The 16,018-nt window shown below is 45.5% G+C and carries 16 protein-coding genes; 13 read left to right on the forward strand and 3 right to left on the reverse strand.

The genetic code is table 11. From position 1 onward, the window contains the following. Positions 1-28: 28 nt before the first annotated feature. From FTV18_RS07750 to pcaD, 12 genes are all read left to right on the forward strand, one after another. Positions 29-1,138 (forward strand): muconate/chloromuconate family cycloisomerase, encoded by a 1,110-nt coding sequence (locus FTV18_RS07750; protein WP_180017345.1) that lies wholly within the window; start codon positions 29-31, stop codon positions 1,136-1,138. A 15-nt stretch (positions 1,139-1,153) separates the two neighbouring features. Next, the gene (catC, locus tag FTV18_RS07755) at positions 1,154-1,444 is read left to right on the forward strand and encodes a muconolactone Delta-isomerase (RefSeq protein ID WP_180002032.1); all 291 of its coding nucleotides are present in this window, start codon (positions 1,154-1,156) and stop codon (positions 1,442-1,444) included. A gap of 155 nt (positions 1,445-1,599) precedes the next feature. After that, positions 1,600-2,520: a catechol 1,2-dioxygenase gene (catA, locus tag FTV18_RS07760; protein WP_180017347.1), complete on the forward strand. Its 921-nt coding sequence runs from the start codon at positions 1,600-1,602 to the stop codon at positions 2,518-2,520. 75 nt (positions 2,521-2,595) lie between these two features. Next, the gene (gene benA / locus FTV18_RS07765) at positions 2,596-3,984 is read left to right on the forward strand and encodes a benzoate 1,2-dioxygenase large subunit (protein WP_180017349.1); all 1,389 of its coding nucleotides are present in this window, start codon (positions 2,596-2,598) and stop codon (positions 3,982-3,984) included. After that, positions 3,981-4,472, forward strand: coding sequence for a benzoate 1,2-dioxygenase small subunit (benB, locus tag FTV18_RS07770; protein ID WP_180017351.1), 492 nt, complete (start codon positions 3,981-3,983; stop codon positions 4,470-4,472). The genes benA and benB overlap by 4 nt, the downstream gene beginning before the upstream one ends. An 88-nt stretch (positions 4,473-4,560) precedes the next feature. Next, a complete protein-coding gene (benC, locus tag FTV18_RS07775) occupies positions 4,561-5,577 on the forward strand; it encodes a benzoate 1,2-dioxygenase electron transfer component BenC (RefSeq protein WP_180017352.1) in 1,017 nt (338 codons plus the stop codon). Positions 5,578-5,598: 21 nt separating this feature from the next. Beyond that, positions 5,599-6,384, forward strand: a complete 786-nt coding sequence (benD, locus tag FTV18_RS07780) for a benzoate diol dehydrogenase BenD (RefSeq protein ID WP_180017354.1) — start codon at positions 5,599-5,601, stop codon at positions 6,382-6,384. Between the two features lie 44 nt (positions 6,385-6,428). Next, positions 6,429-7,649, forward strand: coding sequence for a benzoate/H(+) symporter BenE (gene benE / locus FTV18_RS07785; protein ID WP_180017357.1), 1,221 nt, complete (start codon positions 6,429-6,431; stop codon positions 7,647-7,649). A gap of 37 nt (positions 7,650-7,686) precedes the next feature. Then, a complete protein-coding gene (locus tag FTV18_RS07790; RefSeq protein ID WP_086044785.1) occupies positions 7,687-8,358 on the forward strand; it encodes a 3-oxoacid CoA-transferase subunit A in 672 nt (223 codons plus the stop codon). A gap of 21 nt (positions 8,359-8,379) precedes the next feature. After that, positions 8,380-9,036, forward strand: a complete 657-nt coding sequence (locus FTV18_RS07795; RefSeq protein ID WP_180017359.1) for a 3-oxoacid CoA-transferase subunit B — start codon at positions 8,380-8,382, stop codon at positions 9,034-9,036. A gap of 133 nt (positions 9,037-9,169) precedes the next feature. Then, the gene (gene pcaF, locus FTV18_RS07800) at positions 9,170-10,375 is read left to right on the forward strand and encodes a 3-oxoadipyl-CoA thiolase (RefSeq protein WP_180017361.1); all 1,206 of its coding nucleotides are present in this window, start codon (positions 9,170-9,172) and stop codon (positions 10,373-10,375) included. 96 nt (positions 10,376-10,471) lie between these two features. Then, positions 10,472-11,251, forward strand: coding sequence for a 3-oxoadipate enol-lactonase (pcaD, locus tag FTV18_RS07805; protein ID WP_180017363.1), 780 nt, complete (start codon positions 10,472-10,474; stop codon positions 11,249-11,251). A 58-nt stretch (positions 11,252-11,309) separates the two neighbouring features. On the opposite strand, the gene FTV18_RS07810 is transcribed toward pcaD, so the two are convergent. Together FTV18_RS07810 and FTV18_RS07815 are read right to left on the reverse strand one after the other, a co-directional pair. Further along, positions 11,310-12,197: a DMT family transporter gene (locus tag FTV18_RS07810; protein ID WP_180017365.1), complete on the reverse strand. Its 888-nt coding sequence runs from the start codon at positions 12,195-12,197 to the stop codon at positions 11,310-11,312. Between the two features lie 233 nt (positions 12,198-12,430). Then, complete coding sequence (locus tag FTV18_RS07815) at positions 12,431-12,889, reverse strand: GNAT family N-acetyltransferase (protein WP_180017455.1); 459 nt, start codon at positions 12,887-12,889, stop codon at positions 12,431-12,433. 457 nt (positions 12,890-13,346) lie between these two features. Here FTV18_RS07815 and FTV18_RS07820 point away from each other — a divergent pair, with 457 nt between their 5' ends. After that, positions 13,347-14,435, forward strand: coding sequence for a putative zinc-binding metallopeptidase (locus FTV18_RS07820; protein WP_180017367.1), 1,089 nt, complete (start codon positions 13,347-13,349; stop codon positions 14,433-14,435). 73 nt (positions 14,436-14,508) lie between these two features. On the opposite strand, the gene FTV18_RS07825 is transcribed toward FTV18_RS07820, so the two are convergent. Beyond that, positions 14,509-16,005 (reverse strand): succinate CoA transferase, encoded by a 1,497-nt coding sequence (locus FTV18_RS07825; RefSeq protein ID WP_180017369.1) that lies wholly within the window; start codon positions 16,003-16,005, stop codon positions 14,509-14,511. Positions 16,006-16,018 lie beyond the last annotated feature (13 nt).

Below are 16,018 nucleotides of genomic sequence, written 5' to 3' on the forward strand. Positions count from 1 at the left end.
CATTAAAGCAAGAATGTGAAGCGTAATTATGTATAAGTCAGTTGAAACCTTGCTGGTTCAAATACCGACGATCCGTCCTCACAAGATGGCTGTCGCAACCATGCAAACCCAGACACTGGTCCTGGTCAAAATCACCACCGAAGACGGCTATGTGGGTTGGGGCGAAGCCACCACTATTGGCGGTTTAGGCTACGGTGAAGAAAGCCCAGAAAGTGTCAAAGTGAATATTGAGACTTACTTTGCACCGCTTCTGAAAACATTATCAGGTTTGAATGTTGCACAGACATTACAAGCCATCAAAAAAAATATTAATGGTAACCGCTTTGCCAAATGTGCCATTCAAACCGCACTGCTGGATATTCAGGCACAACGTCTGAATCTGCCACTGAGTGAAATTCTAGGTGGACGTTTACGTGACAGCGTACCAGTGCTCTGGGTACTGGCATCTGGCAATACCGAGAAAGACATTGCTGAAGCCCAGACAATGATTGCGGCCAAACGCCACAATATTTTCAAACTGAAAATTGGTTCACGTCCAGTGGAACAGGATGTTGAACACGTGCTTGCCATTAAACAGGCATTGGGCAAAGACATTTCGATCCGTGTGGATGTGAACCGTGCCTGGTCAGAGCTGGACGCGATTAAAGGCATTCAGTTACTCCAGGACGGCGGCATTGACCTGATTGAACAGCCATGTGCCATTGACAATCTGGATGCAATGCGACGTCTGACCCAGCGTTTTGATATCGCCATCATGGCGGATGAATCCTTGATGGGTCCGCAGTCTGCCTATCAGATCGCACGTCAGCATGGCTCATCAGTTTTTGCAGTCAAAGTGGCGCAATCTGGTGGCCTGATTGAAGGTTGTGAAGTTGCAAAAGTGGCACAGCTGGCAGGTATCGATCTGTATGGCGGCACCATGCTTGAAGGTCCGGTGGGCACGATCGCCTCTGCCCATGCCTTCTCGACTTTTGAAAGTCTCGCTTATGGCACCGAACTGTTTGGTCCACTGCTGTTAACTGATGAAATTTTAAGAACCCCACTCCAGTATCAAAACTTTGAACTTGAGATTCCGAAAGGACCAGGTCTGGGTATTGAGTTGGATGAAAACAAAATTGACAACTTGCGTCGTCAATAATTCCAGGAGAACCCCATGCTTTTCCAAGTACGAATGGACGTCAATATTCCAAAAGATATGCCCGTTGAACAGGCCAATGAAATTAAGGCAGTTGAAAAAGCTTATTCACAGGATCTGCAACGCCAGGGTAAGTGGCGTCATATCTGGCGTATCACCGGACAGTATTCAAACATCAGTATTTTTGATGTTGAAAGCAATGAAGAGTTGCACAACCTGCTACAAGGCTTGCCGCTCTACCCGTATATGAACATCAAAGTTATGGCATTGAACCGCCATCCATCATCGATTCGGGATGATGACAAGTAATGAATAAATTCGGGAATGGAAATGAAAGAGTTTTCTTCCCCTCTTACACCTGAGGGTAATCCAAAAGGACTTGTGGTCAGCAAGATTTAGCCAGCCAAACGAATGCTAAAACATGCGCCACTAAAATATGAAAGACATACTTTAGGAGCAATAGTATGAACCGCCAAGAAATTGATGCACTGGTTAAAAAAATGAATGTCGATACAGCGACAGGACCAGTTGATGAGCGTGTACAACAAGTTGTTGTACGTTTATTAGGTGATCTTTTCCAGGCTATTGAAGATCTTGATATTTCTCAGACTGAACTCTGGAAAGGTCTGGAATACTTTACTGATGCAGGTCAAGCCAATGAATTAGGCTTACTGGCTGCAGGTCTGGGTCTGGAACATTACTTAGACTTACGCGCGGATGAAGCAGATGCCAAAGCAGGCATTACTGGCGGTACACCACGTACCATCGAAGGCCCGCTGTATGTTGCAGGTGCTCCTGAGTCCGTTGGTTTTGCGCGTATGGATGACGGTTCTGAAGAGGGCAAAATTCCAACCCTGATTATTGAAGGCACAGTGACCGATACTGACGGCAACATCATTGAAGGTGCAAAAGTTGAAGTCTGGCATGCCAACAGCCTGGGCAACTACTCTTTCTTTGACAAGTCGCAATCTGACTTTAACCTGCGCCGTTCTATCTTTACCAATCAAGACGGTAAATATGTTGCCCTGACTACCATGCCGGTCGGTTATGGCTGTCCACCTGAAGGTACTACCCAGTTCGTACTGGACAAATTAGGTCGTCACGGTAACCGCCCATCTCATGTGCATTACTTCGTATCTGCACCGGGTTACCGAAAGTTAACCACACAGTTCAATATCGAAGGCGATCAATACCTGTGGGATGACTTTGCCTTCGCCACACGTGATGGTCTGGTCGCAACTGCTGTTGATGTGACCGATGAAGCTGAAATCGCACGCCGTGGTTTAAATGGTCCATTCAAACATATCCAGTTCAATATTGAACTGGTGAAAGACCAGGTTGCTGCACCAAGCACTGAAGTAGAACGTCGTCGCGCAAGCGCTTAATTCAAAATGGAATCGGGATGTCAGTCTGAGCAACATCCCGATGACTTCCCCTCCTTGGAAAGTCGGAGACTGGACATGCCTCGTATTCCTGTAATTAACACCAGCCATTTAGACCGTATTGATGAATTACTGGTCGATGATTTTGAATCTGGTGAATTTAAACTGCACCGTTCCGTATTTACTGATCAAGCCCTGTTTGATCTGGAAATGAAATACATCTTTGAAGGAAACTGGGTTTATCTGGCCCATGAGAGCCAGATTCCCAATAACAACGATTACTACACAACCCATATTGGCCGTCAGCCAATCATCATTGCACGTAACCGCAATGGCGAACTGAATGCCATGATCAATGCCTGCTCTCACCGCGGTGCACAACTGTGCCGTTATAAGCGTGGCAATAAAGCAACCTATACCTGCCCATTCCATGGCTGGACATTCAATAACTCGGGCAAGCTGTTAAAAGTGAAAGATCCGGCTGATGCAGGCTATTCAGATTGCTTTAACCAGGACGGTTCTCATGACCTGAAAAAAGTAGCTCGTTTTGAAAATTACAAAGGCTTCTTGTTTGGCAGCCTGAATCCGGATGTTCCTTCTCTGGAAGAATACCTGGGTGAAGCCACCAAGATCATCGACATGATCGTGGGTCAGTCTGAGCAAGGTCTGGAAGTTTTACGTGGTTCATCGACTTATACCTATGAAGGTAACTGGAAGCTGACTGCAGAAAACGGTGCCGATGGTTATCACGTCTCTGCCGTGCACTGGAACTATGCTGCAACGACTCAGCAACGTAAGGAAAAAGAAGCTGGCGATAATATTCGTGCCATGAGCGCAGGTTCATGGGGCAAACAAGGCGGTGGTTCTTACGGCTTTGAACATGGTCACATGCTGCTTTGGACACAATGGGCCAACCCGGAAGACCGTCCAAACTTTGCTAAGAAAGATGAATATACCGAGCGTTATGGCGAAGCCATGGCGAAATGGATGATCGAACGTTCACGTAACTTGTGTATCTATCCAAACGTTTACTTCATGGATCAGTTCGGCTCACAAATCCGTGTTCTGCGTCCAATCTCTGTCGATAAGACTGAAGTGACGATTTACTGTATCGGTCCTGTCGGTGAAGAGCCGGAAGCACGCACTCGCCGTATCCGTCAGTATGAAGATTTCTTTAATGCTTCTGGTATGGCTACCCCAGACGATCTGGAAGAATTCCGAGCTTGTCAGGCCGGTTATGCTGGGATCGCGCTGGAATGGAATGATATGTGCCGTGGTTCTAAGCACTGGATTCAAGGGCCAGATGATGCAGCCAATGAAATTGGCCTGAAACCAAAACTGTCTGGTACTAAAACAGAAGATGAAGGCCTGTACCTGGCTCAGCACCAGTACTGGTTAGAGCTGATCAAAAAAGGCATTGCGACTGAAAAAGAAATTGCTGCAAGCACTGAAGGAGAAACCGCATGAGCGACATCACTTTAGAAAATATTGCACAGTTCCTGTATCAGGAAGCCCGCTTTTTAGATGATGAGCAATGGGATGACTGGTTACAGTGCTACGCCCCTACTGCTTCTTTCTGGATGCCTGCTTGGGATGATGATGACTGTCTGACTGAAGATCCACAGTCTGAAATCTCACTGATTTACTACCCAGACCGTCAGGGTCTTGAAGACCGTGTGTTCCGGATCAAGACAGAACGTTCATCTGCCACCATGCCGGATACCCGTACTAGTCACAACATCTGCAATATTGAAATTGTGGAACGTGATGGCGACAAGGTCACTGTGCGCTTTAACTGGAATACCCTGAGTTTCCGCTACAAAACCAGTTACAGCTACTTTGGTATGTCTCGTTATGTAATCAATTTTTCAGGCGAAAAACCACAGATTTTAAGCAAATACGTGGTACTGAAAAACGATTACATCAACCAGGTTATCGACATTTATCACCTCTAAGACTGTCTCGACAGCAAGGTCAAACCTTTCAGCCAGGGAAATATGGCTGAAAGGCTAAGTTTCAAAGATTTATATAGGATATTCAGCCATGTCAAACCACAATGTTGCACTCCAATTTGAAGATGGCGTTACACGTTTTATTAGTGTTGCCCAAGGCGAAACCTTGTCCGATGCAGCTTACCGTCAAAAGATCAATATCCCTCTAGATTGCCGTGACGGTGCATGTGGAACGTGCCGCGCTTTTTGTGAATCAGGTGCGTATGACATGCCTGAAGAAATGTACATTGAAGATGCACTGACACCAGAAGAAGCCGCAGAAGGTTTTATCCTGGCTTGCCAATGTAAACCGACTTCGGATGCCGTGTTCCAAATTCAGGCCTCCTCTGATGTCTGTAAAACCGAGATTCATGCATTTCAAGGTACGTTGGCCCGTGTAGAAAACCTGTCTGATTCCACCATTACTTTTGATATTCAACTCGATGATGGTCAACCAGATATCCATTTTCTGGCCGGACAATATGTCAATGTTAGTATTCCAGGCACCACTGAAACCCGTTCTTACTCATTCAGCTCTAAACCGGGTAACCGTTTAACTGGTTTTGTAGTACGTAATGTCCCTAACGGCAAAATGTCGAGCTTCCTCAGCGCTGACGCAAAAGCCGGTGACAAAATGACCTTTACCGGTCCATTCGGCAGCTTCTATCTGCGTAATGTGACCCGGCCGGTATTGATGCTGGCAGGTGGTACCGGGATTGCCCCGTTCCTGTCTATGCTGCAAGTTCTGGAAGAAAAAGGTTCGGAACATCCAGTACGTCTGGTATTTGGTGTGACCAATGACTTTGACCTGGTCGCAATCGAAAAGCTGAATGAACTTCAGGACAAATTCCCATGGTTCGAATATCGCACAGTGGTCGCAAATCCAGAATCTACACATGAGCGTAAAGGTTATGTGACCGGTCATATCGAAAACGAATGGCTGAATGCTGGAGATGTCGACATCTACCTGTGTGGTCCGGTGCCAATGGTTGAAGCGGTTCGCAGCTGGCTGGATGCTGAAGGTGTCAAACCTGCCAGCTTCCTGTTTGAAAAATTCTCTGCCAACTAAGTTTAGAAGCCGGAGAACCTCATGAACTGTAACCCAAGATTTGAAAATAAAGTCGTGATCGTGACTGGTGCTGCGCAAGGCATCGGTCGCGGTGTCGCGATTCAGGTGGCGAGCGAAGGCGCTCAAGTCATCATGGCCGATCTTTCTCCCTATGTAGAAGAAGTATTGGCAGAGATTGAAGCCACAGGTGGCGATGCCATTACTGTAAAAGCCGATCTGGAAACTTATGCCGGTGCTCAATCTGTCGTTGAAAAAGCCTTAGATACCTATGGTCGTGTCGATGTACTGATCAATAACGTGGGTGGTGCCATCTGGATGAAACCTTTTGAAGAATTCTCTGAAGAGGAAATTATCAAGGAAGTGAACCGTTCGCTGTTTCCAACGCTGTGGTGCTGCCGTGCAGTTTTACCAGAAATGATTAAAAATCAGAAGGGTACCATTGTAAACGTATCGTCAATTGCAACCCGTGGCATTAACCGGGTGCCTTATTCGGCTTCTAAAGGTGGAGTTAACGGCTTGACTGCTGCTCTTGCCTTTGAACATGCCAAAGATGGTATCCGCGTGAATGCTGTGGCAACAGGTGGTACCGAAGCACCGCCACGCAAGATTCCACGCAATGCCAAACCGCTGAGCGAACAGGAAGAACAATGGATGCAGGATGTGGTCGACCAGACCAAGGATCGCAGCCATATGAAACGCTATGGCACGATCCAGGAACAGGTCAATGCCATTCTGTTTCTGGCTTCAGATGAAGCATCATATATGACTGGAACTATAGTTCCAGTTGGTGGCGGCGATCAGGGTTAAACCTGATTGCATACAGGCTCATTGACCGCAAGGAGGCAACCGCAATGACACACCTGTTTCAAACCCTGAAGGATGACTGGTCGATTTCAGCCACGGTGGCAGGATTTTTAGCCGTGCTGATTTCCTATTCCGGTCCCCTGATTATTTTTTTCCAGGCGGCCCAGCAGGCACAAGTTTCGCCTGCCATGATGATTTCATGGATCTGGGGAATTTCTATTGGTGCGGCGCTCGCAGGTATCTTTTTATCGATTAAATACAAAATACCTGTTGTCACCGCCTGGTCTGCGCCCGGAACGGCACTATTGGTCACGCTGTTTCCCGATATTTCGCTCAATGAAGCGGTTGCGGCCTATATCACCTCTGCTGTGGTGATTTTTCTCATTGGGATTACCGGTTATTTCGACAAATTGCTGTCCTGGATTCCCCAGGAAGTCGCTGCCGGAATGATGGCCGGAATTTTACTGCAGTTTGGTTTAGGACTGTTCACCGCGACCGATACCATGCCCTATATCGTCTTTGGCATGCTGGCGGTGTTTTTGCTGGCCAAGCGTTTCAGTCCACGTTATGCCATGGTCTGGGTGCTGGTTGCCGGTGTGATTTTAAGCATGCTGCTGGGCAAGATTAATCCGGTCACGGCAGATTTCAGTCTGGCAATTCCGCAATTTATTGCACCGGAATGGACTTGGAGTTCCACCCTGAATCTGGCCCTCCCGCTTATTCTGGTCAGTCTGTCGGGCCAGTTCTTACCAGGAATGGCCATTATCAAGATCAGTGGATATGACATGCCTGCCAAGCCAATTATCAGTGCAACCAGTATTGCCTCGCTCGCAGTAGCCTGTGTGGGGGGGATTACTATTGTATTGGCCTCTATTACGGCCGCATTGTGTTTAAGCAAAGACGCGCACGAGCTGAAAGAAAAGCGTTATATCGCGGGTGTGGCGAACGGGCTTTTTTATATTTTAGGCGGCCTGTTTGCCGGCAGCATTGTATTGCTGTTTAGCCTGATGCCGAAGGAATTAATTGCAGCTTTGGCAGGACTGGCCTTACTCGGAGCAATTGCCACTAACATCTCTATGGCGATGGGCAAAGAGTCGCAACGTGATGCCGCACTGATCACCTTTTTAGCAACTGCTTCCGGCATGCATTTCTTGGGGCTGAGTTCAGTCTTTTGGGGGATTTGTATTGGCCTGGTAGCACATTTTCTGCTGTCACAGAAAGACCGTAATGCTGTTCCGGTTGCAACATCAGATTCAAAACGAATTTAAAGACATCCATTAGTTTAGGGTATGTAAGGACCAGATTATGATAGATAAAAGTTCATTATCATTGAAAGAAGCACTCTCCCAGATCAAGGATGGTTCTACCATTATGATCGGCGGATTTGGGACAGCGGGTCAGCCTGCTGAACTGATTGATGGTCTGATCGAATTGGGAATCAAGGATCTTATTATTGTCAATAATAATGCTGGTAATGGCGACTATGGTCTGGCGAAACTGCTTAAAGCGGGCGCTGTGCGTAAAATTATCTGCTCTTTCCCGCGTCAGTCTGATTCCTGGGTATTTGACGAACTCTATCGTGCAGGCAAGATCGAACTGGAACTGGTGCCGCAAGGTAATCTGGCTTGCCGTATTCAGGCAGCAGGTATGGGCTTAGGTCCAATCTATACCCCAACCGGTTTTGGTACCTTGCTGGCTGAAGGCAAACCAACCTTGAACTATGAAGGCAAAGATTTTGTCCTGGAAAATCCGATTAAAGCTGACTTTGCTTTAATTAAGGCCCATCAGGGCGACCGTTGGGGCAATCTGGTCTACCGTAAATCTGCCCGTAACTTTGGCCCGATTATGGCGATGGCAGCTGATGTAACCATTGCACAGGTTTCTGAGGTGGTTGAACTGGGTGCACTGGATCCAGAGCACATCATTACCCCAGGAATTTTTGTTCAACACGTTGTTCAAGTTAAACCTGCACAGTAATCACGGATAAGGAGAAGATTCATGAGCTATAACAAACTGACCCGTGACCAGATCGCTGAACGTGTGGCACAAGACATTCCTGATGGTGCTTATGTGAACCTCGGTATTGGTTTACCAACCAAGATTTCAAGCTACCTGCCAAGCGACAAAGACGTATTCCTGCACTCTGAAAATGGCCTGCTGGCTTTCGGTCCTCCTCCTGCTGAAGAAGACCGCGATCCTGAGCTGATTAATGCCGGTAAAGAATTCGTGACCATGCTGACTGGCGGTGCTTTTTTCCATCATGGGGATTCTTTTGCGATGATGCGCGGCGGACACTTAGATATCGCAGTTTTGGGTGCTTTCCAAGTCGCTGAAAATGGTGATCTGGCCAACTGGCATACCGGTGCACCCGATGCAATTCCTGCAGTCGGTGGCGCGATGGATCTGGCCGTCGGCGCCAAGAAAGTCTTTATCACTACTGATCACGTCACTAAAAAAGGCGAACCTAAGATTGTGGCTGAACTGACTTATCCTGCGACTGGCCTGAAATGTGTGGACCGCATCTATACTGACCTGTGTGTAATTGATGTCACTCCTGAAGGCATGAAAGTCATTGAAAAAGTCGAAGGTCTGTCATTTGAAGAATTGCAGGCATTAACTGGTGCCAAACTGATTGATGCGACTCAATCAAATTAAGGGGAAGTCCCTCCTTTATTAAAGGAGGGATTTAGGGAGGATTTGAGGATTAAAACTACTTCATTAAATCCCTCCCAACCTCCCTTTAAAAAGGGAGGAGTTTTCTTCTTTTAAATATGTGAGCAAATACACAATGAAAAACGCATATATCATCGATGCCATTCGTACCCCATTCGGCCGTTATGCCGGTGGCCTCGCGCCTGTCCGTGCAGATGATTTAGGTGCGCTGCCAATTAAAGCTTTGATGGAACGTAACCCATCGGTAAACTGGGAACAGGTCGATGACGTGATTTATGGCTGTGCCAATCAGGCCGGTGAAGACAATCGTAACGTCGGTCGTATGTCTTCACTACTTGCAGGTCTGCCTTATCAGGTGCCGGCAACGACCGTGAACCGTCTGCGTGGTTCATCGATGGATGCAGTCGCGATGGCAGCACGTGCGATTAAAGCCGGTGAAGCCCATCTGATTATTGCCGGTGGTGTAGAAAGCATGTCGCGTGCCCCATTCGTGATGGGCAAGTCAGAAACAGCGTATGGCCGTAGCCAGAAGATTGAAGACACCACCATGGGCTGGCGTTTTATCAATCCGAAACTGAAAGAAATGTACGGCGTAGAAACCATGCCGGAAACTGCTGAAAACGTGGCAGAACAGTTCAATATTAATCGTGAAGATCAAGACAAGTTTGCCCTGACCAGCCAGCAACGTACAGCAGCAGCACAAGCCAAAGGTTTCTTTGCCAAGGAAATCATTCCTGTGATGATTCCGCAGCGTAAAGGCGATCCGATCGTTGTCGATACTGATGAACATCCGCGTGCCTCTACCACAGCAGAAGCTCTGGCGAAACTGAAGCCTGTGGTGAAAGCAGAGGGGACTGTAACGGCGGGTAATGCTTCTGGCATTAACGATGGTGCAGCGGCATTATTAATTGCATCTGATGAAGCTGTTGCTGAATATGGCCTAAAAGCACGTGCAAAGATTATTGGTTCAACGGTTGTCGGTGTTGAACCACGTATTATGGGCTTTGGCCCGGCACCAGCGATTAAAAAGCTACTGGCCCAGACCGGCTTGACGCTAGACCAGATGGATGTCATTGAGCTGAATGAAGCCTTTGCTGCACAGGCACTGGCCGTGACCCGTGACCTAGGTCTTCCGGATGATGCTGCCCATGTAAACCCGAATGGAGGTGCGATTGCCATTGGCCATCCACTCGGTGCTTCCGGTGCCCGTCTGGTGACTACTGCCTTGAACCAATTGGAACAGACTGATGGCAAATATGCCCTTTGCTCTATGTGTATCGGTGTGGGTCAAGGTATCGCGCTGATTATTGAACGTGTTTAAAAATCCCTCCTAACTTCCCTTTCTTGAACAAGGCTTAAGCAGTGCTTATGCCTTGTTCAGGGAGGAACTTTTAGAAGGAAATAAAAGGAATAACAAATGCCAACATTTACATCAAATGATGCCCAGATCAATTACCAGACTTTTGGGGATGCTAGCAAACCTGCATTGGTATTTTCCAATTCACTGGGTACCAAATACAGCATGTGGCAGCCACAGATTGAGCATTTCCAGCAGGATTATTACGTAATCTGCTATGACACCCGTGGGCATGGTGGTTCGGAAGCACCACAAGGCCCATATAGCCTGGAACAGCTGGGTCAGGATGTCGTGAATCTACTGGATCATTTGAACATTGCAAAAGCAGCATTCTGTGGTATTTCTATGGGTGGCTTAACCGGTCAATGGTTGGCGATTCATAAGCCAGAACGTTTTAGCCACGTGATTGTCTGCAATACTGCAGCCAAAATTGGACAGGAACAGGCATGGCAAGACCGTGCTGCGCTTGTCCGTGAGCAAGGTCTTGCTCCAATTGCTGCAACTGCGGCATCACGCTGGTTTACCGATCCCTTTATCCAGAGCAACCCGGCAGTCGTTGCAGAACTTTCAAACGACCTCGGAGCTGGCAGCCCAGAAGGCTATGCAAACTGCTGTGAAGCTCTGGCTAAGGCGGATGTCCGCGAACAACTTAGCAGCATTCAAATCCCTGTGCTGATTATTGCGGGTCAGCAGGATCCGGTGACGACTGTTGCAGATGGACAGTTTATGCAGCAACGTATTGCGAATAGCCAGTTGTTTGAAATCAATGCTTCGCATATTTCCAATATTGAACAACCGGAAGCCTTTAATCAGGCCGTACAAACTTTTCTTGCTGCTTAAATTTATTCTTATAAAAAAGCCACGATATATCGTGGCTTTTCTTTTATTCGTGTATTCGTTAAGCCCAGATCACCAGCATCGCTGCAATCACCACCAGTACCAAGCCCCAATGCTCGGCACGCGCCAGTTTTTCTTTAAAGAAATAAGCGGAAATCAGCAGACTGAACAGGATTTCGATTTGTCCCAAGGTTTTCACGATTGGCACGCTCATCATACTCATGGCGGTAAACCAGCCGAGGGATGCTATAAAGCTGCAGAAGCTGACTTTAAAGGTTAGACCTAAACGTTGCCACATGGCAACTAAGGTTTTTCGACTAAACAGGCTCAGGTAAATCAGCATACTGATGCACTGGAAACCAATCACCGAAATTAGTACCCATGAAGCGCGATGTACGGTTGGCAACATTGGTAGTTCCAGACTGGCTTCACGTACCAAGAGTGAAGTAATAGCAAAGCTCAAACCGCTGCCGATTCCGATGGCTAAAGTCTTGGTGGATAGACCGGTGAGCTGATTGCCTTTACTCAGCAGGAATACCGCATAACCACCGATCAGCACCCCGATCCATGCCAGTACAGAAAGATGATCTGACAGGAAAATCACTCCAATAATGGCAGCCAGAATCGCTTCACTTTTTGCCAGTCCAACGCCAATCGCATAATTTTTCTGTTTAAACAGCTGCACCATCAAGGCAGTTGCCAGAATCTGGCTGATACCCGCAATCAGGACATAGATCCAGTACTTAGGGGTAAAATGCACCACACTTTCAACTGGCTTGAAGTGATATAAAGCTGCAATGTAAAGCCCGGCCAGCGGCAAGCCAAACAGGAAACGTGCCAGTGTCACGCCCCAAATATCGACAGTGGTACTGAGCTGCTTTTGAAAGGCATTTCGCCAGGCCTGCATAAATGCAGCCATTAAAGTAAAGAAAATCCAGCTGATTGCCATACCCTGATCATTAATACCGTAAAAGTGAATTAATTCTATGCCTTAGTACAATCTATGACTAATTAAAAATGAGATAATGGCTAATAGCTAAAAGTTTAATTTTCTAATTTAAAAATAATTAAAATTTATCAAATTGACAGGGATAAAATTGATTTCTCAGATTCCAACTATGCTAATAAATAAGAAAATAACTCCTGATCTTTGATTAACTTATAATAAACGGCTCTTCTATTTTAAGAGACCGAAGATGTTTCATCAGAATAAACTTTTTCCATTGGAATAAAGCGAATGCCATGTTCCTGAGTAAGTTCACCCGTCTCAACAAAACCAAATTTTTTATAAATATTGAAGCCATATAAACTGGATTTGACTGTAATCTTTTGATGCCCTTGATTACGGATTTGTTCTTCTAAAAAACTCCACATTTGTCGTCCATATCCCTGACCCTGATAAGCTGGATCCAGAAAAAAGTGCATGAAGTGTGCAGGTTCCACATAGGCCACCACGCCCACAATTTTTTGATTAATTTCTCCAACAAAATAATGAATATCAGCTCGGTCAAAAATGGTCTGAAGAATTTCAGGTTGAAAACGCTTGTGTCCCTCTTCACTAGAAATCAAGACATCAACAAAGGAGGCAATGACGTTCGCAATTGCTAGTGTGTCCTGAACAGTGGCTTTTCTTATCTTCATCATATTTTAATACCCCAAAAGCAGAACTAAAAAATTAAAAATAATTTATTTTTCAGCATTATGTATGTTTTAAAATTGAGCAAAATATATACCAATTAGGTCTTTTGAAAAACGCGATTCAATCGATTTTTTTCAATAACTTTTGATCTCTAATTTTTTTATAGTTTGCATTATTCAGTTTTTTTAAATTGATACTCTCGTTTTTATTTAAGAAAAAAATACATAAGTCAGTTCATCGGTTTTTTTATTTCTGTCAGCTTTTCGTCTATAAACAGTCACTAAACCATAATTTAATGAATAATCGATCACATGCATTTTACAATTAATCAACATAGTGTTTTTTAAGAAATTTTTATGATGAATTTTTAAACAGGATAAAATTCCGCAATGCAATCTGAATATAAATTATAGAGTTTCAGTAATTCATTGTAATTCATTCATTTTGCAGGGAGTATCGATGAAGTATTTTGAATGTCCAGTTTGCGAACAGCAGATCTTTTTCGCCAAATTCGTATGTGATCACTGCCTTTCTCCTATCGGCTATATCGCATCCGAAAAAGAAATGACGACATTTAAAAAGCTGAATGCTCAGGAGTGGGTTCCCGTTGCCGAGAAGTATCAATATTCCCGTTATAAACCTTGTTATAACTATACCCATCATCAGGTATGTAACTGGATGATCCCTGCAGATGATGAGGAAGATTTTTGCGAATCCTGCCAGCTGACTCATGTAATTCCAAATCTGGAAAATGCCGAAAACATGATTTACTGGTATCGGCTGGAGGAAGCCAAACGCCGTTTTCTGTATCTGACCCAACGTATGAACATTATGCCTCGTCCAAAACATTCGGATGATGATCCATTGGGTTTGCGTTTTGATTTTCTTCTTCCTGAAAAAGACAAGCCAGTACTTACCGGCCATGCCAATGGGGTGATTACCTTAAATGCCTTTGAGGCCGATGTGGTTTATCGTGAAACCACCCGGGTCAATATGGGTGAAAATTACAGGACATTATTAGGGCATTTTCGTCATGAAAGTGGGCATTTTTATTTTAATGTCATCCAGCATCTACATCCGGAATTACTCGATGAACTTCGCCATTATTTTGGAGATGAGCGGCAAAATTATAGTGAAGCACTAGAGAGGCACTATAATCAAGGTGCGCCTATCAACTGGCATGAAAAATATATTAGTCCCTATGCCACTGCACACCCGTGGGAAGATTGGGCTGAAACCTGGTCACATTATCTGCATATCATGGAAACACTGGAAACTGCATTTTATGCCGGTCTACGCGTGGAAGGTAATGGCCGAAATCTAGCCAGTATGGACTTTAAAGAATGCCCGATTGGTGGACAGGATTTTGAACATATCCTGGAAAACTGGGTCACCCTGACTTTTAATTTGAATGCCTTAAACCGCAGTATGGGTCTGGAAGATGCTTACCCCTTTAAGCTGACTGAAGCTGTGAAAGATAAACTGCGTTTCATTCATCGGCATATCTTGGATAAAGTCTTTAATAACCCACGTCTGATTCAGAACTAAAATATTTATCTAGTACAATAAATAAAGCCCGTGATTCACAGGCTTTATTTTGGGCTTATTTTAAGAAAGAGAACTAAGCAATTTTCATTGAACCGGTTTCTTCAAACTGGGCATGCCAGGACAAAGCTTCATTTAACAAATGCGGTGTTTGCCCACCATGCGCACAGGCGCGCTCAAAGTAATCATTCAGACTTTTACGATAATCGGGATGAGCACAAATATCGATAATCTTGCGGGCACGTTCACGTGGTGCCAATCCGCGCAGATCGGCCAAACCTTGCTCTGTTACCAGAATATCCACGTCATGGTCAGTATGATCTGTATGGCTCACCAGTGGAACCACAGACGAAATCGCACCACCTTTGGCATAGGATTTAGTCACAAAAATCGCAATATGTGCATGACGGGTAAAATCACCTGAGCCGCCAATACCATTCATCATCTTGGTGCCAGCGACATGGGTTGAATTCACATTCCCGTAAATATCAAACTCCAGTGCGGTATTGATTGCAATTATACCCAGACGGCGAATCAGCTCAGGGTTGTTGGAAAGTTCTTGCGGGCGTAAGACAATTTTATCTTTGTACTGATCAAAATTCTTCATCACCCGTGCCGCACATTCATCGCTCAGGGTCATGGAACAACCAGAAGCAAAGGTCATTTTTCCTGAATCGATAAGCTGGAAAGTACAGTCTTGCAGGACTTCAGAATACATTTCAAGATTATTGAAATTAGAATGTTCAAAACCTGCAAATACGGCATTTGCCACGGAACCTACTCCGGACTGCAGCGGCCCCAGATTTTCAGGTAATCGTCCTGCGGCGACTTCATTTTCAAAGAATTGAATTAAGTGGCTGGCAATCGCCAGTGTTTCTTCATCCGGCTCATCCATTGCGAAAGAAGTATCCGGAATCTCATTAATGACAATCGCAGCAATTTTTTCAGGTGCAACATGGATTCCGATTGTACCTATCTTGTCACTGGCTTGCGTCAAAGGAATCGGGCCACGGTTTGGACGGGTTTTAGGCAAATAAATATCATGTACGCCTTCTAGCACCGGATTAACTGTTGTATCAATTTCAACAATGACCCGATCTGCCATTTCGATGAAATTCGCCGAGTTTCCACAAGAACCTGTGGGAATAATCTGACCATCTTCAGTAATGGCAGTGGCAGCAATAATCGCGACATTAATCGCCGGCAGGTTTTTATGACGGATATTGTCTGCCAGTTCAGAAAGATGCTGATCGATATACATCACTTCACCATTATTGATGGCCTGACGTAAAGAAGGATCAGCCTGATAAGGATAACGGCGGGTTATAACGTTAGCTTCATTCAGTTTCCCATCAATCCGGTTCCCCAGACTTGCACCTGTCGCCAAGTTAATACGGATCGGATGCTGCCGGGCATATTCAGCCAATGCCAAAGGCACAGTTTTCGCTTCACCGGCGCCGCCAAAACCGCTCAAACCAATTACATCACCATCTTGAATCAATTGTAGTGCTTTTTCTACAGGAACTACTTTATCTTGTAATGCGAGCAAACGAATACGCTCTAAACCGTTCATAAAAATTCTCAAA

The organism is Acinetobacter sp. YH12241 (assembly GCF_013417535.1).
In the GTDB taxonomy this organism is placed as follows: domain Bacteria; phylum Pseudomonadota; class Gammaproteobacteria; order Pseudomonadales; family Moraxellaceae; genus Acinetobacter.

What these genes read in the sequence shown, in the direction of transcription:
- pcaD (WP_180017363.1), top strand. Translation starts at nt 10,472, where the DNA reads ATGCCAACATTTACATCAAATGATGCCCAGATCAATTACCAGACTTTT.
- FTV18_RS07825 (WP_180017369.1), bottom strand. Translation starts at nt 16,005, where the DNA reads ATGAACGGTTTAGAGCGTATTCGTTTGCTCGCATTACAAGATAAAGTA.
- FTV18_RS07810 (WP_180017365.1), bottom strand. Translation starts at nt 12,197, where the DNA reads ATGGCAATCAGCTGGATTTTCTTTACTTTAATGGCTGCATTTATGCAG.
- benE (WP_180017357.1), top strand. Translation starts at nt 6,429, where the DNA reads ATGACACACCTGTTTCAAACCCTGAAGGATGACTGGTCGATTTCAGCC.
- FTV18_RS07790 (WP_086044785.1), top strand. Translation starts at nt 7,687, where the DNA reads ATGATAGATAAAAGTTCATTATCATTGAAAGAAGCACTCTCCCAGATC.
- pcaF (WP_180017361.1), top strand. Translation starts at nt 9,170, where the DNA reads ATGAAAAACGCATATATCATCGATGCCATTCGTACCCCATTCGGCCGT.
- benB (WP_180017351.1), top strand. Translation starts at nt 3,981, where the DNA reads ATGAGCGACATCACTTTAGAAAATATTGCACAGTTCCTGTATCAGGAA.
- FTV18_RS07815 (WP_180017455.1), bottom strand. Translation starts at nt 12,889, where the DNA reads ATGAAGATAAGAAAAGCCACTGTTCAGGACACACTAGCAATTGCGAAC.
- FTV18_RS07820 (WP_180017367.1), top strand. Translation starts at nt 13,347, where the DNA reads ATGAAGTATTTTGAATGTCCAGTTTGCGAACAGCAGATCTTTTTCGCC.
- benA (WP_180017349.1), top strand. Translation starts at nt 2,596, where the DNA reads ATGCCTCGTATTCCTGTAATTAACACCAGCCATTTAGACCGTATTGAT.
- benD (WP_180017354.1), top strand. Translation starts at nt 5,599, where the DNA reads ATGAACTGTAACCCAAGATTTGAAAATAAAGTCGTGATCGTGACTGGT.
- catC (WP_180002032.1), top strand. Translation starts at nt 1,154, where the DNA reads ATGCTTTTCCAAGTACGAATGGACGTCAATATTCCAAAAGATATGCCC.
- FTV18_RS07750 (WP_180017345.1), top strand. Translation starts at nt 29, where the DNA reads ATGTATAAGTCAGTTGAAACCTTGCTGGTTCAAATACCGACGATCCGT.
- benC (WP_180017352.1), top strand. Translation starts at nt 4,561, where the DNA reads ATGTCAAACCACAATGTTGCACTCCAATTTGAAGATGGCGTTACACGT.
- FTV18_RS07795 (WP_180017359.1), top strand. Translation starts at nt 8,380, where the DNA reads ATGAGCTATAACAAACTGACCCGTGACCAGATCGCTGAACGTGTGGCA.
- catA (WP_180017347.1), top strand. Translation starts at nt 1,600, where the DNA reads ATGAACCGCCAAGAAATTGATGCACTGGTTAAAAAAATGAATGTCGAT.